We start from the raw sequence: 21,596 nt of genomic DNA, 5'->3' as shown, positions 1-21,596 counted from the left end.
TTGAATATTTAAATTTGAATGTCCAAATTCCGAAGTTTCAATCATTCTAAGGGTGATAAGCAAAAACTGCACATCACATAACCACAAAACTAAAAGAATTTATTATGACGAAGAGGAATAAAGTCATCTATTGGGTTGCTACCATCTGGCTTGCATTAGGAATGCTGGCAGGTGGTGTGCAACAATTGCTGCAAATAGGAGGCTATGTTGAGATCATTACTCAGTTAGGTTACCCGTTATATTTTTTGTCCATACTTGGTGCATGGAAAATTTTGGGAGTGATAGCCGTGCTTGCTCCTAAATTTCCATTGGTGAAGGAATGGGCGTATGCAGGCTTCTTCTTTGCTATGTCCGGAGCGGCAATTTCACATATTACGATGGATCAACCGTTTACTGAAGCTCTTCCTTCATTGGTATTGCTAATCCTGACAGTGACTTCGTGGTATTTCAGGCCGGCTGATCGAAAAATTGCATTTTCTAATCAAAAGGAACAGCATGAATCCTAAGGTTGATTGGTTTTTCGATAAAGCTGAAAAATGGAGGGAAGAATTTATAAAATTGAGAACGCTTGCCCTCGATTGTAACCTCACTGAAGAATTGAAATGGGGTTGCCCTTGTTATACCTTCCAGAAGAACAATATTGTCCTAATCCATGGATTTAAAGAATACTGCGCGCTTCTGTTTCACAAAGGCGTTTTGTTAAAAGATCCGGAGGATATTTTAATCCAGCAGACTAAAAATGTGCAGTCAGCTCGCCAAATCCGGTTTACCAACGTACAGCAAATTGATGAGATGGCTGCTGTCATTCAGGCCTATATCCAGGAAGCGATTGAAGTGGAAAAAGCCGGGTTGGAAGTCGATTTTAAAGAGACTTCAGAATATGACATCCCGGAAGAATTTCAGGTAAAACTGGATGAAAACCCATATCTGAAAGCTGCTTTTGAGGAACTAACCCCGGGGCGTCAAAGAGGGTACCTCCTTCATTTTTCCGGGGCCAAAAAATCCACCACCCGCGAGCGGAGGGTTGAAAAATGTATACCACAGATTTTAGATGGAAAGGGATTACATGATTAAACATTCTTACAGTTAAAACAGTAGCCGCCATGAATCCCCGAAATGAGACAAGGTCCAGTCAAAACCGGAAGTAAATCCCGGAAAAAACCGATCAACTTTCCAAATCAAATACAATTCTTAGCCGGGAACAGTGAATACCTCTTATAACCAGTCAATTACCAAAAGAAAAGGCTTCCAAAAAATATGAATGATTCTCATATTAGTTTTAGTCCTATTCCCCTGGTTCTGCTAAATCATCAGACTTTACCTTCTTTCCCATCAACCGCTTACGGAAGAACCAAACTAAGCCCAGGGCCATGGCCCATTGCAGCAGTACGGTAGCTACTGAATACGGACTAAGTGGATTATACCAGGTATCTGGCGCATATTCTGCGGCACTCAAATACATCCACCAACCAAGCAGGGTTACCACTTCTATAGGTACTACATACTTGATTATAATCTCCCACCATTTGCCTAAAGTAGAGGAGCGTTCCTCGGTATTGATAAGGTCTTCCCGAAATTTCTGTGTACCGTATTTAATAACGGCATAAGAGATAAGTGCACCTGATACCATAAGTCCAACTCCCCAAACAAAATCCTGGTTGGCGAAGAAAGTCAGGTTCAATGCCGATGGAATTCCGAACCCAAAACCGGCACCACAAATGATCATAGTAGCTCTTTTCCGTACAGCTCCCATATCTACAAATACCTTAACCGCCAATTCAATCATGGAAATCAAAGAGCTGAACGCGGCGAACGTCAATCCAAGGAAGAACAGGATGGCAAAAATCCCTCCGCCGCCCATTTTAGCAAACAATTGTGGCATCCATATAAAGGTCAAACCTGTGGAAGCCGGGCCGGACGTTTTCATAACTTCCAGTATTTCACTGTTGCCCATTGTTGGGCTCAATGTACCAAACACTGTTGAAAAAATGATCATAGCAGCAACCAGAGAAACCACATTATTGCCAATTCCGGTTTGGAAAGCACTGATAGTGACATCATCTGTGGACCGCATATAGGCAGCATAAGTCAAAATCAGCCCCCAAGCTGCCCCGGTATCCCAGGCATTTTGTGTTAATGCTTCCAGCCAAATTTGAGGTTTCTTAAGGGTTGACCAATCCGGAGTGAATAAATACTCAAGCCCAAGTCCGCTTCCTTCCAGGGAAAGAGCTTTAAACAGAGATACAATCAATACCAATAGTAATGAAGGAATCAATACCTTATTTACCTTCTCAATGGATGAAATACCTTTAATAACAATAAAACCGCCTATAAACATCACAATAGCATGCCCCGCAAGCGGCCAATTTGACCCCTGAAATCCTTCCCAAATGGCATTGGCCTGTTGCAGATCGGCCGGTAATGCCGTAGTGATGCTCGTGATCAAATAATACAGGCACCAACTGGCTACCACACTGTAGTAAAACATGATGGCAGTAGCTACAAATCCTACAAAGCCGCCGAGCCATCCTTTCTTTTCACCAATCAATGCTACAAATGAACCTACTATACCTTTCCGGCCATTTCGTCCCATTCCGTATTCTGCAATGATCAGTGGGATTGACCATAAAATCAGGAAGCATATCCAGGCAAACAGAAAAGCACCGGCTCCATCCTCACCCCCATTTTGAGCTGCTATTCGGGGGAAACGCCAAATGTTACCGGTACCGATAGCAATACCCAGTACGCTTAATATTAATCCAAGTTTTGAGGAAAACCGTTCATTAGTATTTGCTGACATAAAGAAATGTTTTGGTAAGAAATATGAAACAAACTTTCCCGTTTTTGCTGCGAGAAGTTTAAATTCTTATTGTATCTTAGATTTTGATTAGTATAAGGCTGTGCTTATCATTGCGGGCCAATCTTATAATATATTCAAAGAATATCCAAACCTTTTTGAGCCGCTAACAAATTTTTTCATGTTTTCAGATCACAAAACAACCAACAAGTATCTCGCTCTCTTAGCTTTTTTTGCTTCTCTCATCATTTATACCCTGACCCTTGCCCCCACGGCCAGCTTCTGGGATTCCGGTGAGTTCATCGCTGTTGCCCATGGCTTGCAAGTAAACCATCCTCCGGGAGCTCCTTTCTACTCGCTGGTAGGCCGGGTTTTTTCCATGTTTATGCCTGCAGGCTATGTGGCCGTCAGTATCAACTTTATCAGTGCACTTACTTCTGCATTGACCGTCATGTTTTTATACCTGATTGTCGTCCGCCTGGTTCGGGAATGGAAAGGGCATCCTGACAATATGGATGTGATGGATAAAATCGGGATGTATGGAGGCGCCTTAATTGGAGCACTTACCTTTGCCGTTACCGACACGTTTTGGTTCAGTGCGGTTGAGGCTGAAGTGTATGCGATGTCAATGTTTTTTACCGCTATTGTAGTTTGGATGGCTTTAAAATGGGCTGAAAACTATGACCAACCGTATAATGAGCGTTGGCTTGTTTTAATTGCCTACATGTTCGGTATTGCTATTGGAGTTCATCTCTTGAATTTACTGGCCCTGTTTTTTGTAGCCCTTATTGTATACTTCAAACTTAAAGAATTTGAATGGAAGTCCTTTTTATTGATGGGCTTTGTTTCAGTTATCGCTTTCTTTGCTATTTATCCATTTACTATACAGAATATTCCAACCATTGCGAATGGAGCGAATGATGTGACTTATGGATTGATCGGCCCCATCACTTTTCTCTTCCTGTTTATGCTGGCTGTAGCATATGCTATTTACTACACCCACCAAAAGAAGATGCGCCTGGCAAACATTATAGCCATCAGTTATGCTATGATTTTAATCGGTTTTTCTTCTTATTCGGTTATTATGATACGCTCCATAGCCGACCCGCCCATTGATGAAAATGACCCCGAAACGGCTGAAGCATTTATCAGTTACCTAAAACGTGAGCAGTATGGAGCCACGCCGATTCTGAAAGGAAATAACTTCGACAGAAGTACTCAGCAAATAGACCGGGAAAATGAAAAACTTTTTCCGCGCAGATATTCTCCGGATCCTAACCATTTGGATTATTACGCTCAATACAGCTCTGACTGGTCGTATTTCTGGGATTATCAAGTGAACCACATGTATATAAGGTATTTCAACTGGAACTTTATAGGCCGGGAGGCAGATATACAAGATGCCGGTTGGCGATCCGGATTCGAAGAACCGGTTTACCCCGATAATAAAGCCAATAATGCTTATTTCTTTATTCCCTTTTTATTAGGGCTTTTTGGAATGATTTATCATTTCAATTCGGATTGGCAGCGCGCACTCGCTATTCTGGCACTCTTTATCGTCACGGGGTTGGCTATTATCGTGTTCCTCAACCAAACTCCATATCAACCGCGTGAGAGGGATTATGCCTATGTGGGTTCATTCTTTGCCTTCTCAATTTGGATCGGATTAGGGGTCACCAGCTTAGTCGAACTCATAAAAGGCTATGCCAATAATAAAACTTTGGGATATGTCGCCGTTGCTTTCTGTTTGCTTGCTTCTCCGGTTTGGATGGGATATCAAAATTGGGACGACCACGACCGAAGCAATCGATATGTAGCCCCCGATTATGCCCGAAACTTGCTTGAATCAACCGCTCCTAATTCTATCCTCTTCACTAACGGAGACAATGATACCTTCCCGCTTTGGTATTTACAGGAAGTGGAAGGAGTACGTACCGATGTTCGCATTGTTTGTCTAAGTCTATTGAATACAGACTGGTATATCAAGCAATTGCGAGATCAATGGTCACATGAATCAGCTCCGCTGCCTATTTCATTATCAGACGAAGAAGTTGAGCGTGTAACTTCCGGAATCAGTCAATGGCAACCACGGACCCTGGAAATTCCGGTGGATAAAGAAATGCTCAGGGAAGCATTCTCAAATGACCGTTCATACAAAGAATCTATAGGTGTTAAACCGGACACTTCCCTCCCAATTCTCAAAAAAGGAATTGATTTTGAAATGCCGGTAGATTCGTTAGAGGAAGTTGTAAGCTGGAACCTGAACGGCAGATTATATGGTCAGGATCAACAAGGCAACAAAATCTATTACCTTCAGACTCAGGATCACTTAATCCTGGATATCCTGCAAACGAATAACTGGCTGCGTCCGGTGTATTTTGCAAATACGGTATCGGAGCAAAGTCAGCTTAATTTACAGAATTATTTTCGCACCGAAGGTAAAGCGTACCGGGTAGTTCCTAAAAACTTTGGGGGTGGCCGTGATGGCTATCTTGATCCTGAAATATTTACTGATCGCCTCGAAAACTTCCAGTTTCGTGAATGGAATAATCCGGATTTATACCTGGATGAAAATATCCGCAGGATGCTAAGTAATTATCGTTTCAGCTTCATGTCTCTGGCTATGAAGTATCGGGAACAAGGAAAAATTGACAGTGCGGCATATTGGTTGAAATGGGGCGAGGATAAAATCCCTTTTAGAGAGGATGAGACAAATTACTCCATTAAACTACTCTATTCAATTCGTTATGCTCAAGTCGGCTTAGCTGAAGATGCTATCAGGCTTGCAAGTACAACTGAAGATGAACTCCTTGAAGACCTTGACAGAAACCTCAATAAGTTTGCTGAAATTGAAACGCAATTCAGCCGACTTAACAGTGAGTTTGAAAGTGCGAAAGCCCAGGGAAATATCCGTCTTCAAAGAGAAATAAGTCAACAACTGAACCAATTGAACTCTGAAGCTCAACAATATCTTACTCAAGTTCGTACCGTTCGTCAGTCGCTGACTCTTACTCAATATGCGTATTTTCAGGGCGAGAACAACGAAAAAGCCATTCAACTTGCGGAGCAAGTGAATGAATTAATGGGGCCGCAGTTTCCTGCAATGCCCACAACTAAAGAAGAAAGTGAAAATGAAATTGGCCGGTACGGACTCAATTAACTCTATCATTTAAACTTATAGCTTGGTGCCGTATATTTGGATACACAAATCAACAAACTATGATTCATCAATTTACTAAAGAAAATATAGAGGCCATCGGTAAGGTTCTTGGAACTACAGCAAAACCTTTAGGTAACGATGTGTTTCGCTTTGAAGTAAAAAATGAGGAAGAACCCCGAAGACTTGCACTCGAAATACACTTAGGTCTGGATGTAAATGGCGAGCAAATGAATATGGTTTCAGTTTATGCCTATAATACATTTTTGCAACTTCATAACTGCACTGCTTTTGTAGCCAGCGAGATGCTTCAGCAGGTCACCTTTTTTGGAAAGTCGGGCGAGAAAACTTCCGGTTTAATCGTTGAAAAAACTGCGGGCTGCAGTTTATATGCCAATGTGGATCATACTATTCTCAGCGGTGATTTTACCCAACTTCCGGAAGATTTGATGATGTGCGGTATAGCCCTTTCCCTTACGGAGTCAATGGACGATGACTTTTCATTCTAAATTCTAATTCCTCCCGCTTTGAGCAGTGAATCCCCCATCCTTCAAATCTTTAATGAAAGCGATGAAAAAATTCCGCTAAAGCAAGTTAAAGCAACTACTATCTTAGATAAACTGGCCAAAAATGAAAACGCTGCATTTTCGGGAATTGAGTTGGTTTATGTAGATGAACAGGAAATCGTCAGAATTAATAAGGAACACCTGAATCGGTATTATGTAACTGATATAATTACTTTTAGGTATGACGATGGGTTGGAATCAGGAGACAATACGGCTATTGAGGGCACCCTTTTTTGTTGCGCACCGCGCATTATTGAACAATCTGCTGAATTCAAAGAACCGGTAGAACGTGAGTTCCAAAGAATTTTCATCCATGGCCTACTCCATTTAATCGGATACCAAGATTCTGAAGAAAATGATAAAGCTAAAATGACGGAGCTTGAAAATAAATATTTAGCTTTAGCAGATAACAACAAATAGCTCGCATTTGCGTACATCTTTCACAAAAAGTGAATGAATAAAGACGATAATACAAATATCATTAAAGAGCGCAGCAAGCAATACGGCATCAGGTTCTGGACTCTGATTCGCACCCAAGTGGATAAACATGCCGTTTCTGATGAAAAAGCTGCCATTCCGGCCATTCCCCCAAAAAAAACCATGGATCATCGATGGCTGATGAATATGCTTTTTGTTATCCCATACCTGCTCTTAATAGTGTTCGGGATTTCATTTTTCTGGGATTTTAACGGAATGAATACGACCATTTTCGGGCTCTATTTTTCTTTTGACGGCTTACTTCGCATCGTTAGTATAAGCGGATTAATTGGTTTTTTGACGAACTGGCTGGCCATTACAATGTTATTCCGCCCTACCCAGCGCCGCCCTATCTTAGGTCAGGGTTTGATTCCCGCCCAAAAAGACAGAATTGCCTACCGCCTTGCAAGTGCCGTGGCAGAAGACCTGATCAATCCGGAAATCATCAAACAAAAAATTCACGATTCGCAGGCCATCGCCAAATATCGGGAAAAAGCAACAGTTTACGTGAAAACTATTATTGATGATCCGGAATTCAGAGAAAACCTAAAAGAGTTGGTAGTGAGTTATGTAGATGAGATGATAGCCGATCCCGAGGTTCGTTCATCTATAGCTAAAAAACTTATTGAACAAATTGATGAGGCCATTGAAGAAAATTCTTTCGAAAAAGTAGCCCTGAAAGCTTACAGTTTTTTGAAAGGACAGGAAATTCAAGACTTGGTTGAAAGTGCTCTTGTAAAACTACCTACCGGTATCGAGAACGGACTTAACAGAATGGATGTATTTCTGGATAATCTCCCCAATAAACTGGACGAACATGGCTCAGTAATTGAGGAAATGGTAACTAACCTGTTGTATAAACTTATCAATCAATTGGATGTACACGCCCTGGTCGAGGATAACTTACGTCAATACGATGAGAAGAAACTTGAAAATCTAATTAAAAATGCCAGTAACGATCAGCTTCAATACATTCAGTATTTGGGAGCTGTACTAGGTACTTTTGGAGGATTTATTATTTGGGAACCGGTTGCCAGTATTGTCCTTTTGACGTTAATTATTGGATTTACCATCTCTGCAGATATATTAATCCTTACATTTAAAAAATAATACTTTCGGGCTTTAATTATATTCCACTAAACTCTCAATACAATTAATTTCATGAACTCTTTTTCAAAGCTCTTTACAATACTCTTCTTAGTCATTTTTTCAGTGAGTTGTGCAGGTACTAAAACTGCTACTGAAACCGAATCAATGGAAACGGAGGCGAATAATGAAACTTCCGAAATGGCTGAAGTTACGGCTACCGAAACATGGCACCTCACTCCTCCCAGCCCTAATCCTTTTTACGGCACCGGAGTAGAAAAAGCCTATAGTGAATTACTAAACAACAAATCTCCTAAAGAAAAAATAATCGTAGCCATTATTGACTCCGGTACGGATATCGAACATGAGGATCTCTCTAAAAAAATATGGGTTAATGAAGATGAAATTCCGGGTAATAATATTGATGATGACGGAAATGGATATGTTGATGATATCCATGGATGGAATTTTATCGGCGGACCGGACGGAAGTCATGTAAATAAGGACACCTATGAAGTGACCCGGCTATATGCCAAACTCAGCAAGAAGTTTGAGGGATTAGAAGAAGATTCCGTATCTGCTGAAAATCAAGATGAATACGAATATTATCTTGAAATTAAAGAAGCTTTTGAACGAAGAGTTCAGCAAAATCAGCAGGAACTTACTCAGGTTGGACAAACCCGGCAAGCTATCCAATTTGCAAAGCAAACTCTTGATATTGCCAATATTGATTCAGTTAGTATGGAGCAATTAGAACTCACCGGAGAAGAAAATCAACAGGAACAGCAGGCTAAACAGATCATGGCTTACCTTATTGGAAACGGAGCAACAGAAGCAGATCTGAAGGAACTGGAAAAGTATTACGAACATGTAAGCGGGTTGGCTGAATATGGGCTAAATCCTGAATTTGATCCGCGCGATATTGTAGGCGATAATTATGAAAATCTGGATAATCGAATCTATGGTAATAATGATGTTATTGGCCCGGGGAGTGATCATGGTACGCACGTTGCCGGAATTGTAGGTGCTATTCGCGAAAACAATTTAGGAGCAGTGGGTATTGCAGATAATATTGAACTCATGATTCTCCGGACTGTGCCGGACGGCGACGAACGGGATAAAGACGTTGCTAATTCCATCCGCTATGCTGCAGAAAATGGAGCTAAGGTTATTAACATGAGTTTTGGGAAAGGCTATTCTCCCCAAAAAGAATATGTGGATGCGGCCATTCAATTAGCGGACAGTATGGGTGTATTGATGATTTCCGGGGCAGGAAATGGAAGTGACAATATTGACAGTACCGATTCCTATCCCTCTCGCTTTTATAACAATGGTGGGCAGGCAGTTAATTATCTAAGTGTAGGGGCATCCTCCTGGCAATCCGACTCAACACTGGCTGCCGGGTTTAGCAATTATGGCAAATCAAATGTGGATTTATTTGCCCCGGGGGTAGATGTTTATTCTACTTATCCTGATAATGAATACCAGAAAAATAGTGGCACCAGCATGGCTTCTCCCGTGGTAGCCGGGGTTGCAGCATTAATTATGTCGTATTATCCGGAACTATCTGTAACGGAAGTAAAGGAAATTATTATAGAAACGGTTACCGAAGTAAATCAGATAGTATATAAACCTGGAACCAGGGACCCCATCCCCTTTTCAGACCTTTCCCGGACAGGTGGGATTATTAATGCCTATAAAGCCTTAAAACTGGCCGCTGAAAAAACAAATCAAAACTAATTTGACCACCTTTGGAAACGAATATGATGCAGTTGTCGTGGGTTCAGGCCCTAATGGTTTAAGCGCGGCGGTACGGCTCGCTCAGGAAGGACTGAATGTTCTTGTATTAGAGGCAAAATCCACGATTGGTGGTGGTACCCGTACCATGGAACTTACAGAACCCGGCTTTTTTCATGATGTATGTTCTGCGGTTCACCCCACAGCCGCCGGTTCCCCCTTCTTTAATACATTGAATCTTGAAAAACATGGGCTGGAATTTATTCACCCTGAATTGCCTTATGCTCACCCTTTAGATGATGGTAAAGCTATAGCCGCCCATCGCTCTCTCGAAAAAACTATGGAACATTTAGGAGAAGACGGGAAACCTTATCACCGTCTATTTCAAGAGTTTGTAGATCACTGGGACTATCTTTCTGAGGATATTTTCGGAACCCTCCGCATTCCCGGTCATCCGTTATTGATGGCCCGTTTTGGATGGTATGGATTATTTTCAGCTAAACTTTTGATCAATTCTTTATTCCGGCGTCCGGAAGCAAGAGCCTTATTTGCGGGGTGTGCTGCCCATAGCATTATTCCCCTTAACAAAGCTTTTACAGCTTCATTTGGATTGCTTATAGGAGGTTCGGCACATGCGGTTGGCTGGCCGGTGGCGAAAGGCGGTTCTGCTTCCATTACAAACGCGCTTGGTAATTTGTTTAAAACTATGGGCGGTAACATTGAGACGGATCATGAAATAAAGACATTAGCTGATATTCCCCCTTCAAAAATTGTTTTATTTGATCTCACGCCTCATCAAATCGCCAAAATAGCCGGGGAAAAGCTCCCTCGAAAATATAAAGAAGCCCTGCAAAATTATAAGTACGGCCCGGGGGCTTTTAAAATAGACTGGGCATTATCTGAACCGGTGCCTTGGCAAAATGAAGTGTGTAAAAAAGCCGGATCATTACACTTAGGTGGTACTTTTGAAGAAATAGCTGAAAGTGAAGAGGCAGCATGGAAAGGTGAACACCATGAAAAACCTTATGTATTAGTATCTCAGCCCAGCATATTTGATGAAACCCGGGCTCCAAAAGGCAAACATGTTCTTTGGGCATATTGTCACGTACCCAATGGTTCGGAAAAGGACATGACAGAGATCATTGAAAACCAGATTGAACGGTTTGCACCCGGATTTCGTGACACTATTATCAGTAAAAGCATTATGAATACCATTGATATGCAAAATTATAACGCCAATTATATTGGAGGCGACATTAATGGAGGTGCACAATTTGCCAGGCAGCTTTTTGGCCGCCCCGTATTTAAATGGGACCCCTATAAAATTCCGGCAGAAGGTTTATATATTTGTTCCTCCTCTACTCCACCGGGCGGCGGGGTTCATGGCATGAGCGGTTACCATGCAGCACAATCGGTATTGAAACATGAATTTGGGGTTTCTTGAGAAACTTAAAGTCACAGAAGCTTATCTTACGGCATGCTTAAAGCACTGCATACAACTATTCAAAATTTAAGACCGGGTTCGTCCAAGAACCAGCAGAAATCACCAAAATGGACTTTCTTAAGTATGGCTATAGCCGTGCTTATTTCAATCCCCATTTTGACGGTTATTTTTTCCATTTTTACCCCAGCCGGTGAGGTTTGGAGACATCTTGCAAATACAGTTTTAGACGACTACATCTTAAACTCGGTCCTGTTGATTTTTGGAGTATCGTTTGGAGTTATCGTACTTGGGGTTTCATCAGCCTGGTTGATAACTATGACCGACTTCCCCGGACGGCGTGTTTTTGAGTGGGCTTCTATTCTTCCCTTTGCAATTCCGGCATATTTAATGGCCTACATTTACACAGACTTCCTGGATATTGCAGGTCCTATGCAAACGGCCATTCGCAATATATTTGGTTTAAGTCTTGGGGATTATTGGTTTCCAAATATCCGTTCCATTGAGGGTGCTATAATTATCATGTCGCTGGCTTTTTACCCTTATGTTTATATGCTCGCCCGATCCTCTTTTTTGGAACAATCGACCAGTTTGCTGGAAGCCAGCCGGATCATGGGATACTCCACCTGGCAAAGCTTTTTTAAAGTTGCCTTACCAGTAGCCCGTCCCGGAATAGCAGCCGGATTGGCACTCGCATTAATGGAGACACTGAATGATTTTGGCACAGTGGAATATTTTGGTGTTCAAACTTTTACAACGGGCATATATCGAACATGGTTTGGGCTGGGTGAGCGACCGGCTGCAGCCCAACTTGCCGCATTCCTTTTAGCGTTCATTGTTGTTCTATTAGTGCTTGAACGATGGTCCCGGAAAAAGATCAGTAATGAAAAATCCAACTCATCCCGGTTTAAAAGGCTTAACCGGTTTCATTTAAAAGGTCATAAGGCGTGGTTTGCTTTTACTGCTTGCTTTATTCCTGTTTTGGTAGGTTTTTTACTGCCTGTTATTCTGTTATTGGAAATGTTTTTTTCAAATATCCATCACCTGAATTTTAAGTTTATAGAGCTCTCGTTCAATTCATTTACAGTATCCGCTCTAACCGGATTTTTAGCTGTATTACTTGCTTTAATCATGGCTTATTCAGCACGGCTGAATCCTACAAAATCAGTAAAATTCTTTAATAGAATCAGTTCTCTTGGATACGCAATTCCCGGTTCCGTAATAGCTGTTGGAGTTCTTATCCCGTTTGGTTTTTTTGATAACTCCTTGGATTCTTTCTTCAGGGATCAGTTTGGGTTTTCAAGCGGGCTTCTGCTCAGTGGTACCATTTTCGCGATGGTATTCGCCTATTTGGTTCGTTTCTTGTCTGTTTCATTTGGTGGAGTTGAAGCAAGCATGGAAAAAATCACTCCAAACATGGATGAAGCGGCTCGTGGAATGGGTTATCGGTTTTCCAAAGTCCTTCGCAGCATACATATTCCAATGATGTCCGGAGGACTATTAACGGCGGGTTTATTGGTGTTTGTCGATGTCATGAAAGAATTGCCTGCAACACTTATCGTACGGCCATTTAATTTTGATACCTTAGCCGTTCAGGTATATAGATATGCATCCGATGAAAGGTTGGCAGAATCAGCCGGGGCAGCTTTAATGATAGTTTTAGTAGGTATTATTCCGGTGATCATCATTAGCCGAACTATTGCCAAGTCACGAAAATCAGAAACTCAATAGAGATTTATATTTCATTGATAACTTGGAAATATTTTTTGGATATCAACAAAAAAGGAACACCAAATTCCGAAATTAATAACTTCGAAATTTAATGTTCCTTGTTCAATGTTGGATGTTCGTCAGTCTATTTCCAACCGGCTCTGTCCATGATCTGAATAGCTTCCGGGTTATTTCTTCCTAATGCTGATACATTTACTGCATCACTTTTGAATTCCCCAAATTGTTGAAGTACTTCCGCGATTTCAGCTTCATCATTCACGGGATACTCATTGTTTCCGCTGATGAAATGCTTCTGTGCTTCAGGAGTGGTTAAGTATTCCAAAAAACGAACCGCATTATCTTTATTGGGTGAATTTTTAAGAATTCCGGCTCCACTTACATTAATATGAGCTCCGCGCCCATCTTCACCCTGATTTGGGAAAACAAATTCAACTTTTGAAGCGGCTTCAAGATCGGCTTCATCCTCTCCGGTCATCATAACTGCTAAGTAGTAGTGATTGGAAATGGCCACATCACATGCCCCTACAGCAACGGCACGAATTTGATCCCGGTCTCCTCCCTGTGGATCACGGGCGAAATTAGCTACCAATCCTTCCGCCCATTCTTCTGTTGCCTCGGCACCAATCGTTTCAATCATAGATGCCACTAAAGACTGGTTATAAATATTATTGGAAGAACGTACACAAACACGGCCCTCAAAACGTGGATCCGCCAGGTCTTCATAGGTCAGTTCTTCATAATTTTCCACCGCTTCAGGATTTACTACGATACCCCTTACACGCTTGGAAAGCCCAACCCAGAGCCCGTCAGGATGCCGAAACTCAGCAGGTACTCGTTCTTCCAGTGTCTCTGATTCAAACGGTTGAAGTATGTCGGCTTCTTCTGCCCTCCATAATCGACCGGCATCTACGGTAATAAGTACATCAGCCGGAGAATTGAGGCCTTCGCTGCGTACTCTTTCAATAAGTTCGTCAGATCCGCCTTCAATAAGGTTTACTTTTATGCCGGTTTTTTCAGTAAACTCTGAATATAATTCCTGATCGGTATCATAATGCCGGGCAGAATAAACGTTTACTTCTTCTTGGTTGGAACAGGAAACAAAAATCATTGCAAATGCAATGAGTAACAACAGATTAGATTTCATTGATACAATTGGTTTGTGAAACTTTCAATTTGTTAACAGATAGAAAATATAACTTTATTTAGATTAGTTCTAAATTAATGAATAATAAAACTTATAAAAATTTATTTCCCCCCGAAGATTTGGAAATAATTCCCATTGAAAAAGCTAAAACCATTCCTTCCCTTTGGTATCATCATACTGATGTATTTTCACTTGAACTGGAACACCTCTTTCCAAATCACTGGAAGTATATATGTCATGTTAACCAAATACCCAATAGCGGTGATTCCTACACAACCGAAGTCGCCGGCAATCCTATTATTGTTTTCCGGGACATAAAGAATGAAATCAAGGCGTTTTATAATGTTTGTAAGCACCGTGGCGGACCGCTGGCCATTAAGAAGGGAACCAAAACGGTGATTCAGTGCCAATATCACGGGTGGACGTATTTGGATGACGGCTCCCTTCGGGGAGTTCCTGACTGGAATCTTGTTGAGCTTTTTGACAAAAAAGATTTTGGGCTGGACCCGATTGAGATTGATATTTGGCAAGGCTTAATTTTTGCAAGAGTTCAAAAGAGCAAGCTCAGCCTGGAAAATATTTTGCATGATATAGAAGATAGAATCTCACCTTTAAATTTAAGCGACCTGCAACATCATAGCGAACTAACTTATGATATTGACTGCAACTGGAAGGTGTATGTAGATAATTTCCTGGAGGGGTACCATATCCCCATTGTACATCCCGAGCTCGCAAATTTATTGGATTATCGTTCTTATATAACCGAAACGGAGGAATGGTATTCATTGCAACACAGCCCTATTAAGGGTGGGAAAAGTTTTTACTCTAATGAAGGCGGCGAAGCATTTTACTATTTTGTTTTCCCCAATATGATGCTCAACATTTTGCCGGGGCGACTTCAAATAAATCTCGTTATCCCTGTTTCTCCTACTAAATGCAGAGTACTCTTCAGCTATTTCTATGATAATTTGGACGCCAAAGTGAAATCAGGCGTAATTGAAGAAGACATAGCTTACAGTGATAAAATCCAGGAAGAAGACATTGAAATTTGCGAAGCGGTACAGCAAGGCCTCCAGTCCAAAGTTTATGATCAGGGGCGTTTCTCTGTAAAAAGAGAACTGGGAGTTTATCATTTTCAAAACCTGTTGAAGCAGGAATTTAAAAAATATACTGAGATAATGAGTAACGAGTAATAAAGTAATGAAGTAATCTTATTCGAATTATTTCATCACTTTATCACTCTATCACTTTTTCATTCGTTACTTATGATTTTCCGGGTCCAGCCACCGCAGGGTTTCCCACTGGTACATTCCGGAGTTATGGCCATCCCCCCATGTAATTTTTATGGCGTGATTTCCAACTTGTTCAATATTTCGAATCTCAATTCGGGATGGATTTTCTTCGAAAAAAGCTTCCGGTTCAAAATCGCCCATGCTGCCGTGCCCTCCCCTGCAGGTTACACAAGGACAATTCACCCGAAGTCCGTAAAGTGGATATACCGAGGTGTGGCCATCGTCCCATAAAATTTCCAGAACCTGATCTTTATTGCTAACTTCAATGCCGGTGGGCGTAGTTGATTTATCCATCAAAAAATAATTTATCCCTTTTAAAAATTTAACCAAAATTAACCAATGATCTGGATAGTTGTTTCAGCTTTTATTATAACAATCCTAAGTATTTGGCTTGGCTACAAACGACTTCTATATATTGATCAAATTACTCCACGAAATTTGTCAATCACACTGCTTTGTGTAGTAATACTATTCCTGATTTTGCAATGGATGCATCGCATTGGTTATTTCCCCGAAGCTGTTGCAGGAGCCGTTATGGCCAATGTCTATGCCTCTTTATTTGGCTTTTTTATCGGGGCTGCTTATCAGCAATTCAAACAAAAAAGCGATAGCGGCGAAATCCTGTATGTGAATCGATCATTTTGGACAGACATTTTTCCGAATATAGTAGCCATTGGAATTATCTTGTTTGGTATTCAACGAACTTCCTTATTTTCTGACCTCCCATTCACTCCTATCCGAGTTACCTCAGGATTATCCATTATTGCAATTGGTGCTTACAGCTTTACCATAAGGTTAGTTCCTGAGCTTCGAACAAAAGGCTTGATACTATTGGATCGAAAGATAAGCTGGGATGATTTTTTCACCTATTCCTGGTTTGCGGAGGGCGTGATTGAAATCGAATATAAACTGGATGGTAAAATTCGTTCTTTTAAAACTATGATTCCTGACGAAGACGAGCTGTTTGTAGAGAAAATCCTTTCCGAAAAGATTGCCGAGAAGTTGGAAAAAGACGAATTTGATGAATATGAAGAATTAGAGTGAAGAGTGATAAAGTGATAAAGTTATAAAGTAGTTTTATTCAACTTACTTTATCAGTAGTCACTTCATCACTTATATAATTTTTATCCTAAGCCCAATCAGATAACTTATTTTAAATCTTAAAATTTGAATTCCCCATGGCTTCATTTGATATTGTAAATAAAGTTGATGCGCAAGAAGTTGATAATGCTATCAACAATACCCTAAAAGAAATTAACACGCGTTATGACTTCCGCGGACTTCACACAGAAGTTGAATTCCACAAAAAGGAGAATCGTATTCATCTGGTTGCAGCTGAGAGCATGAAATTGGAAGCGGTCAAGGATATGCTGATTAAGAATTTCATTAAGCGCGGCATCAGTGCCAAAGTACTTGATTTTAAAGATCCGAAAGGAACTTCTCAGGGGCACCTAAAGATGGACGTAATGCTCAAGGAAGGGATTGACCGGGAAACGGCTAAAAAGATCGTAAAGGAAATTAAAGCTATGAAAGTGAAAGTACAGCCTCAGATTCAGGATGATCAGGTTCGGGTAGATGGGAAAAAAATCGATGACTTACAGGCTGTCATAAAACATCTGAAATCGAAAGATATGGGTGTGCCTTTGCAGTTTGTGAATATGAAGTAGCTATTTGAGAGTTGAAAGTTGATAGGGTGATAAGTGCTGAAAATATATCTTTCACTCTATCAACTTTCAACTCTCATTATCTTATTTAAAATTCCTATCCCATTCTACCATAATACAGCGGTTTTTGATGTACTGCAGGTTGTTTTCTTCAGCAATCCTTTCAGCTTCAGGGGATGAAACATCAAGCTGTGTCCAGATTACCGGATTTTGACCAGTTTTTTCTTTCCAGTCGGCTACATCTTGAGCAGCCTCAGCTGAGAATTCCGAATTTCGAAATACATTGACGATATCAATATGCACATCCTGAGGGATATCGGTTAATTTATCGTAGCTTTTTTCGCCGTAAATATCCTCTGCCTGCGGATTCACCGGGATCACACGATACCCTCTCTCCTTTAAAAACCTGGCGGCATAATTGCTTGTACGGTACACATTGGGTGAACAGCCAATCATTGCCACTGTTTTTGACTGTTTTAATACCTGCTGAATGTCTTTGTTATCGCTGATCATGTTAATAGGTGTTTACAATCCTCAAAAGTGTTGAATATTACGTATCTTTGTAAGAACAATATATTCACAATTAAAACAAGATTTATTTTGTCTAAAGTAAAAGACGGTGACACCGTAAAAGTCCACTACACTGGAAAATTAGAAGACGGATCAGTTTTTGATACTTCTGAATCAAGAGATCCACTTGAAGTAACACTGGGAGAAGGAAAATTGATTCCCGGTTTTGAAAAAGCTGTAGTTGGTTTAGAAGTTGGAGATAAAACCACAGCAAGTATTGAATCTGCCGATGCTTATGGCGATCGCAGAGAAGATTTAGAAGTTACAATCGAAAAAAGTCAGCTTCCTGAAGATATAGAGCCTCAGGTAGGCATGCAGCTTCAATTGAATCAACCAAACGGACAACCCGTTCCGGTTCAGATTACTAAAGTAGAAGAGGAAAACATCATTATTGATGCCAACCATCCACTTGCAGGCAAAGACCTGACCTTTGATATCGAATTAGTTGAAATCGTAAACTGATTTCCGACTTCTATCGAATTTAACCGTGGAGTTCTTCGCAAGGAGGACTCCATTTTTTATATCTTTTTATTTTGAATACAAAATCCACTCATGGCTGATTTTACCCAAACAAGCACTATTTCTATTACCTGTCCCAAGCGAATCACTCCCCTTTTAAGGCAAGAATTATCGGATCTTGGATTTCCTATTATCAAAGAACGGCTGGCAGGGATTGAAACCAAAGGCACGTTGAATGACTGTATGATGCTAAATCTGAGTTTAAGAACTGCTCATCGTGTGCATTTTATGCTTAAAGACTGCAGGCCAAAAAACGGTGAAGAGCTATACAATGAGCTGATAAAAATTCCATGGGAAGACTATATCGACAAACACGGATATGTAAGCGTTACCTCCTTCATCAAAACCCGGAGTGTTACAAATACACAATTTGCGAACCTTAAAGCCAAAGATGCCATTGTAGATCGCATTCGCCAAAAAACGGGCACCCGTCCGGATTCCGGGTCGAATTTGAACAAAACCGTAGTCTTCATTTTTTGGAAAAATGACCGAGCCCAAATCTATTTGGATACTTCCGGCGAATCTATCTCGCGACGTGGTTATAGAACAGAAACCAGTGTTGCTCCCATGCAAGAAACTCTGGCTGCTTCGCTGATATTAGCAAGCAAATGGAAACCCGGACAACATTTTATCAATCCTATGTGCGGCAGCGGAACCATTGCCATTGAAGCTGCGCTACAGGCCCTTAATAAAGCCCCGGGCTTGCTTCGTCCCAACTACGGCATCAAGCATATACTTGGCTTTGATGAAGAGCGCTGGAACGATTTACGTACAGATTTGAAGAATAAGTCTGAGAAAGATTTTGAAGGAAGAATCATTGCAACCGACCATGATGTGCGAGCGGTAAATGCTACCCGGAAAAATGCCCGTACGGCCGGAGTGGATCATTTGATTGAAATCAAGAAATGTGATTTTAAAGAAACTGAAATCCCTTCAGATAAAACCGGGGTGATTATGCTGAACCCTCCTTACGGAGACCGCATTGGGAATGAAAAAGACCTGGAGCCTACCTACGAAGGAATTGGCGATTTCTTCAAACAAGAAGCGACCGGCTACTGGGGCTATGTGTTCACAGGGAATTTTGATCTTGCCAAGAAAATCGGGTTAAGAACAAATCAACGTATCGAATTCTATAATTCTACCATTGATGCCCGGTTGTTGGAATATGAGCTCTACTGATCACAGATTTCGCTGATAAAATCAAAACATCAGTGAAATCAGCGCGATCAGCGATCGTTCTTCGCCTCTATCCATTTGCTCATATACTTTGTACTTGCAGCGGTGTGATGCTGCAAGATCTCCCCGATAAAATTCTGTTTTCTATGGGTTTTCAGCGTGTTTCGTAATTGATCTATTTTACGAATCAACTTCTCTCCCAATTCCCTTTTTGGATATACTTGATTGATGATTGGAATTCCGGCTTCCTGAGCTTCCTTCCATTTCTTTTCATCCTCGTATAATGCTACCGCTTTTTCAGCAAAAGAATTTGAGTTATTCTCTATGAATCCCGGCCAGGGCAAGTCTCTGTGCATAGACTCCGCTCCGATTTCCGTGGTTACACTTGGGGTTCCGCATTGCATGGCTTCGACAAGTTTGCCTTTTAGTCCGGCACCAAAACGCAATGGAGCTAATAATACCCGCGCACTTCCAACCACTTCTTTGGCGTCACCGGCTCTCCCCTTTATCATAAATCCTTCATTTTGGTTGTGCAGTTGTTCTACTTTTTGCGAGGGATATGCTCCGTAAATATGCAACTCAGCTTCGGGTAATTGCTGACGAATCAGCGGCCATATTTCTTCCTTTAAATATAAAACCGCGTTCCAGTTTGGCTCGTGCAGGAAGTTCCCAATAGATATAAAGTGATTGCGATTACCCCATGGAGTCCAATAATTTAATTGTTTTTTTGATAGCTTATCAAGTAAAAATGGAAGGTGTAAGAGTAAGCTCTCATTAACTTTAAAGATGCGTTTCAGAATATCCATTTCGTAGCCGGAGATCATCAAAGAAAGGTCACATCGAAGAATACTTGCTATTTCTCTTTTAGCGTGGTCATTCAATACATCAGCCTCACTAAACTCCCGCCCGCCCTTCCAGGCTTGATGCCTTGCATGCCTGAGGCAGTGCAGATCTTCCGTATCTAATATCCTCAAAGCATCCGGGCAATGTTCAGCAACACGCCATCCAAATTGTTCTTCGGTCATGAACCGATCAAAGATGATCAGGTCCGGAGCCAAATCCGTAACAAATGTATTAAAAGAGGAATCGTTAAGTTTTAGTGATGTTGATGCCACTCCAAGTTCATCCAAATCTACTGAATAAGAACTTGGTGAAGCTGCTGAAGCAAAAGTAATATCCCAATGTTCGGCCCCTAGAACATCGATCAACTGAATCATTCTGGATCCTGCTGCAGAAGAATCTGGTTCCGGCCAAACCTTACCAATAACTAGCACCTTTAAAGCCATCTCTGATGATATTGAATTCGTTTTGCCTTAAGATCGCAATAAATTGGCAACTTTATCGACCAATAGGTATGGCGATTCCCAACCACGGAACTCCTATATAATCCCCACCAATATCAGTAGGACGGATAAGCCCAAAGTCTACGGCAAAATTCTCAGGCGCCCACCGAAAAGCCACAGATAACAATCCGGCACTTCTGCCATCCGCAGTTACAAAATAATTTTCAGTTATCAGATAGGTATTCTTACTCATTCTGTACATTCCACTCAGGTTGAGCAAAGGGATATCCGCCCAATTACCGTCAGCATATCCATAGCCCAGACCAAATGATAAATTATTATCTCGATTACCTATTGTTGCTACACTATAAGCAAGGCCAAAACCGGCATTATCCTCCCCAACTATTCCTCCAAAAAGGCCGCCTGCAGCTATATGAAAAGATTCACTTGAAATCGGAATTGATACCTTAGGCATAAACCATATCGGGATATAATTGTCTCCAAAAAGAAAAGTTGGAATCAAACCTCCCCCTAAAGAAACATTGTTGCTAACCCCATAATTCACATTATTGAAAAAGACCCAGGTGTTCTGGTAGTAACCTTCTCCCTTTCTAAGACCAAGAGCATTTGTAGCAAACAAATATCGCGTACTGTTTGGGTTTTCATGCCAATACTCTCCATTCCTTAAATCAGCCGGATTAATTTCTTCCATAGACTTAATATCTGCTCTGCTAATGGTAATCCTTCCCAGCTTCTCAGTCTGAATAACCACCTCATCATCATTCTCAGAAACCAAAGTGCCAATAAAGGTATTCCCATCTGTGGTGACTATTCTATATTTGACCGGTTGATCAGATACATTCTGAGCATAAACAGTTGTATTAAATAAAATCGCTGCCATTGCAAGCACAGCCAATAGAAATGCACACTTTGATTCCTTCATACACCCTCCTCAA

The 21,596-nt window shown here is 41.1% G+C and carries 20 protein-coding genes; 14 read left to right on the top strand and 6 right to left on the bottom strand.

The window, feature by feature from the left end:
- Window positions 1-104 precede the first annotated feature (104 nt).
- Both HUJ22_RS03405 and HUJ22_RS03400 read left to right on the top strand, forming a co-directional pair.
- Entirely contained in the window at window positions 105-506 is a 402-nt protein-coding gene (locus HUJ22_RS03405) for a DoxX family protein (protein WP_290873841.1), read from the top strand.
- Window positions 496-1,074, top strand: a complete 579-nt coding sequence (locus HUJ22_RS03400; RefSeq protein WP_290873838.1) for a YdeI family protein — start codon at window positions 496-498, stop codon at window positions 1,072-1,074. Before HUJ22_RS03405 ends, HUJ22_RS03400 begins: the two co-directional genes overlap by 11 nt.
- 211 nt (window positions 1,075-1,285) lie before the next feature.
- On the opposite strand, the gene HUJ22_RS03395 is transcribed toward HUJ22_RS03400, so the two are convergent.
- Window positions 1,286-2,800 (bottom strand): sodium-dependent transporter, encoded by a 1,515-nt coding sequence (locus HUJ22_RS03395; RefSeq protein ID WP_290873833.1) that lies wholly within the window; start codon window positions 2,798-2,800, stop codon window positions 1,286-1,288.
- Window positions 2,801-2,978: 178 nt separating this feature from the next.
- Here HUJ22_RS03395 and HUJ22_RS03390 point away from each other — a divergent pair, with 178 nt between their 5' ends.
- From HUJ22_RS03390 to HUJ22_RS03360, 7 genes are read left to right on the top strand one after another with little or no spacing between them, the layout of a single operon-like run.
- On the top strand, window positions 2,979-5,957 hold the full coding sequence (locus tag HUJ22_RS03390) for a DUF2723 domain-containing protein (protein ID WP_290873830.1): 2,979 nt from the start codon (window positions 2,979-2,981) through the stop codon (window positions 5,955-5,957).
- A 59-nt stretch (window positions 5,958-6,016) separates the two neighbouring features.
- Entirely contained in the window at window positions 6,017-6,463 is a 447-nt protein-coding gene (locus HUJ22_RS03385) for a hypothetical protein (RefSeq protein WP_290873825.1), read from the top strand.
- 18 nt (window positions 6,464-6,481) lie between these two features.
- Window positions 6,482-6,940 (top strand): rRNA maturation RNase YbeY, encoded by a 459-nt coding sequence (gene ybeY / locus HUJ22_RS03380; RefSeq protein ID WP_290873822.1) that lies wholly within the window; start codon window positions 6,482-6,484, stop codon window positions 6,938-6,940.
- A 33-nt stretch (window positions 6,941-6,973) separates the two neighbouring features.
- On the top strand, window positions 6,974-8,107 hold the full coding sequence (locus HUJ22_RS03375) for a DUF445 family protein (protein ID WP_290873817.1): 1,134 nt from the start codon (window positions 6,974-6,976) through the stop codon (window positions 8,105-8,107).
- A 51-nt stretch (window positions 8,108-8,158) separates the two neighbouring features.
- A complete protein-coding gene (locus HUJ22_RS03370; RefSeq protein WP_290873814.1) occupies window positions 8,159-9,823 on the top strand; it encodes a S8 family serine peptidase in 1,665 nt (554 codons plus the stop codon).
- Between the two features lies 1 nt (window position 9,824).
- Window positions 9,825-11,264 (top strand): NAD(P)/FAD-dependent oxidoreductase, encoded by a 1,440-nt coding sequence (locus HUJ22_RS03365; RefSeq protein ID WP_290873810.1) that lies wholly within the window; start codon window positions 9,825-9,827, stop codon window positions 11,262-11,264.
- A 33-nt stretch (window positions 11,265-11,297) separates the two neighbouring features.
- Window positions 11,298-12,992: an iron ABC transporter permease gene (locus HUJ22_RS03360; RefSeq protein WP_290873807.1), complete on the top strand. Its 1,695-nt coding sequence runs from the start codon at window positions 11,298-11,300 to the stop codon at window positions 12,990-12,992.
- Between the two features lie 124 nt (window positions 12,993-13,116).
- Here the strand turns inward: HUJ22_RS03360 and HUJ22_RS03355 are convergent, their stop codons facing one another.
- Window positions 13,117-14,136, bottom strand: coding sequence for a Fe(3+) ABC transporter substrate-binding protein (locus HUJ22_RS03355; protein WP_290873804.1), 1,020 nt, complete (start codon window positions 14,134-14,136; stop codon window positions 13,117-13,119).
- Between the two features lie 77 nt (window positions 14,137-14,213).
- Here HUJ22_RS03355 and HUJ22_RS03350 point away from each other — a divergent pair, with 77 nt between their 5' ends.
- The gene (locus HUJ22_RS03350; protein ID WP_290873798.1) at window positions 14,214-15,329 is read left to right on the top strand and encodes an aromatic ring-hydroxylating dioxygenase subunit alpha; all 1,116 of its coding nucleotides are present in this window, start codon (window positions 14,214-14,216) and stop codon (window positions 15,327-15,329) included.
- Between the two features lie 66 nt (window positions 15,330-15,395).
- On the opposite strand, the gene HUJ22_RS03345 is transcribed toward HUJ22_RS03350, so the two are convergent.
- Window positions 15,396-15,722, bottom strand: coding sequence for a DUF971 domain-containing protein (locus tag HUJ22_RS03345; RefSeq protein WP_290873795.1), 327 nt, complete (start codon window positions 15,720-15,722; stop codon window positions 15,396-15,398).
- Window positions 15,723-15,767: 45 nt separating this feature from the next.
- Here HUJ22_RS03345 and HUJ22_RS03340 point away from each other — a divergent pair, with 45 nt between their 5' ends.
- Entirely contained in the window at window positions 15,768-16,472 is a 705-nt protein-coding gene (locus HUJ22_RS03340) for a hypothetical protein (protein WP_290873791.1), read from the top strand.
- Window positions 16,473-16,606: 134 nt separating this feature from the next.
- A complete protein-coding gene (locus HUJ22_RS03335; RefSeq protein WP_290873787.1) occupies window positions 16,607-17,095 on the top strand; it encodes a YajQ family cyclic di-GMP-binding protein in 489 nt (162 codons plus the stop codon).
- A gap of 81 nt (window positions 17,096-17,176) precedes the next feature.
- Here HUJ22_RS03335 and HUJ22_RS03330 read toward each other — a convergent pair whose 3' ends face one another.
- Complete coding sequence (locus HUJ22_RS03330; protein WP_290873784.1) at window positions 17,177-17,605, bottom strand: CoA-binding protein; 429 nt, start codon at window positions 17,603-17,605, stop codon at window positions 17,177-17,179.
- Window positions 17,606-17,692: 87 nt separating this feature from the next.
- Between HUJ22_RS03330 and HUJ22_RS03325 the strand changes: the two genes are divergently transcribed.
- Window positions 17,693-18,124 carry a peptidylprolyl isomerase gene (locus HUJ22_RS03325; RefSeq protein ID WP_290873781.1) on the top strand — a complete coding sequence of 144 codons (432 nt, stop codon included), beginning with the start codon at window positions 17,693-17,695 and terminating at the stop codon, window positions 18,122-18,124.
- 90 nt (window positions 18,125-18,214) lie between these two features.
- Window positions 18,215-19,360, top strand: coding sequence for a class I SAM-dependent RNA methyltransferase (locus HUJ22_RS03320; RefSeq protein WP_290873778.1), 1,146 nt, complete (start codon window positions 18,215-18,217; stop codon window positions 19,358-19,360).
- 47 nt (window positions 19,361-19,407) lie between these two features.
- Here the strand turns inward: HUJ22_RS03320 and HUJ22_RS03315 are convergent, their stop codons facing one another.
- A complete protein-coding gene (locus HUJ22_RS03315; protein WP_290873775.1) occupies window positions 19,408-20,574 on the bottom strand; it encodes a glycosyltransferase family 4 protein in 1,167 nt (388 codons plus the stop codon).
- A 121-nt stretch (window positions 20,575-20,695) separates the two neighbouring features.
- The gene (locus tag HUJ22_RS03310; protein ID WP_290873772.1) at window positions 20,696-21,583 is read right to left on the bottom strand and encodes a hypothetical protein; all 888 of its coding nucleotides are present in this window, start codon (window positions 21,581-21,583) and stop codon (window positions 20,696-20,698) included.
- Between the last annotated feature and the right edge of the window lie 13 nt (window positions 21,584-21,596).

Source organism: Gracilimonas sp. (assembly GCF_014762685.1).
GTDB lineage: Bacteria > Bacteroidota > Rhodothermia > Balneolales > Balneolaceae > Gracilimonas.
The sequence above is the reverse complement of the archived record's forward strand: the minus strand, read 5'-3'. Positions and strand labels throughout refer to the sequence as shown.

What these genes read in the sequence shown, in the direction of transcription:
- HUJ22_RS03340 (WP_290873791.1), top strand. Translation starts at nt 15,768, where the DNA reads ATGATCTGGATAGTTGTTTCAGCTTTTATTATAACAATCCTAAGTATT.
- HUJ22_RS03310 (WP_290873772.1), bottom strand. Translation starts at nt 21,583, where the DNA reads ATGAAGGAATCAAAGTGTGCATTTCTATTGGCTGTGCTTGCAATGGCA.
- HUJ22_RS03405 (WP_290873841.1), top strand. Translation starts at nt 105, where the DNA reads ATGACGAAGAGGAATAAAGTCATCTATTGGGTTGCTACCATCTGGCTT.
- HUJ22_RS03370 (WP_290873814.1), top strand. Translation starts at nt 8,159, where the DNA reads ATGAACTCTTTTTCAAAGCTCTTTACAATACTCTTCTTAGTCATTTTT.
- HUJ22_RS03320 (WP_290873778.1), top strand. Translation starts at nt 18,215, where the DNA reads ATGGCTGATTTTACCCAAACAAGCACTATTTCTATTACCTGTCCCAAG.
- HUJ22_RS03400 (WP_290873838.1), top strand. Translation starts at nt 496, where the DNA reads ATGAATCCTAAGGTTGATTGGTTTTTCGATAAAGCTGAAAAATGGAGG.
- HUJ22_RS03375 (WP_290873817.1), top strand. Translation starts at nt 6,974, where the DNA reads ATGAATAAAGACGATAATACAAATATCATTAAAGAGCGCAGCAAGCAA.
- HUJ22_RS03335 (WP_290873787.1), top strand. Translation starts at nt 16,607, where the DNA reads ATGGCTTCATTTGATATTGTAAATAAAGTTGATGCGCAAGAAGTTGAT.
- HUJ22_RS03360 (WP_290873807.1), top strand. Translation starts at nt 11,298, where the DNA reads ATGCTTAAAGCACTGCATACAACTATTCAAAATTTAAGACCGGGTTCG.
- HUJ22_RS03355 (WP_290873804.1), bottom strand. Translation starts at nt 14,136, where the DNA reads ATGAAATCTAATCTGTTGTTACTCATTGCATTTGCAATGATTTTTGTT.
- HUJ22_RS03390 (WP_290873830.1), top strand. Translation starts at nt 2,979, where the DNA reads ATGTTTTCAGATCACAAAACAACCAACAAGTATCTCGCTCTCTTAGCT.
- HUJ22_RS03395 (WP_290873833.1), bottom strand. Translation starts at nt 2,800, where the DNA reads ATGTCAGCAAATACTAATGAACGGTTTTCCTCAAAACTTGGATTAATA.
- HUJ22_RS03330 (WP_290873784.1), bottom strand. Translation starts at nt 17,605, where the DNA reads ATGATCAGCGATAACAAAGACATTCAGCAGGTATTAAAACAGTCAAAA.
- HUJ22_RS03315 (WP_290873775.1), bottom strand. Translation starts at nt 20,574, where the DNA reads ATGATTCAGTTGATCGATGTTCTAGGGGCCGAACATTGGGATATTACT.
- HUJ22_RS03345 (WP_290873795.1), bottom strand. Translation starts at nt 15,722, where the DNA reads ATGGATAAATCAACTACGCCCACCGGCATTGAAGTTAGCAATAAAGAT.
- HUJ22_RS03385 (WP_290873825.1), top strand. Translation starts at nt 6,017, where the DNA reads ATGATTCATCAATTTACTAAAGAAAATATAGAGGCCATCGGTAAGGTT.
- HUJ22_RS03350 (WP_290873798.1), top strand. Translation starts at nt 14,214, where the DNA reads ATGAATAATAAAACTTATAAAAATTTATTTCCCCCCGAAGATTTGGAA.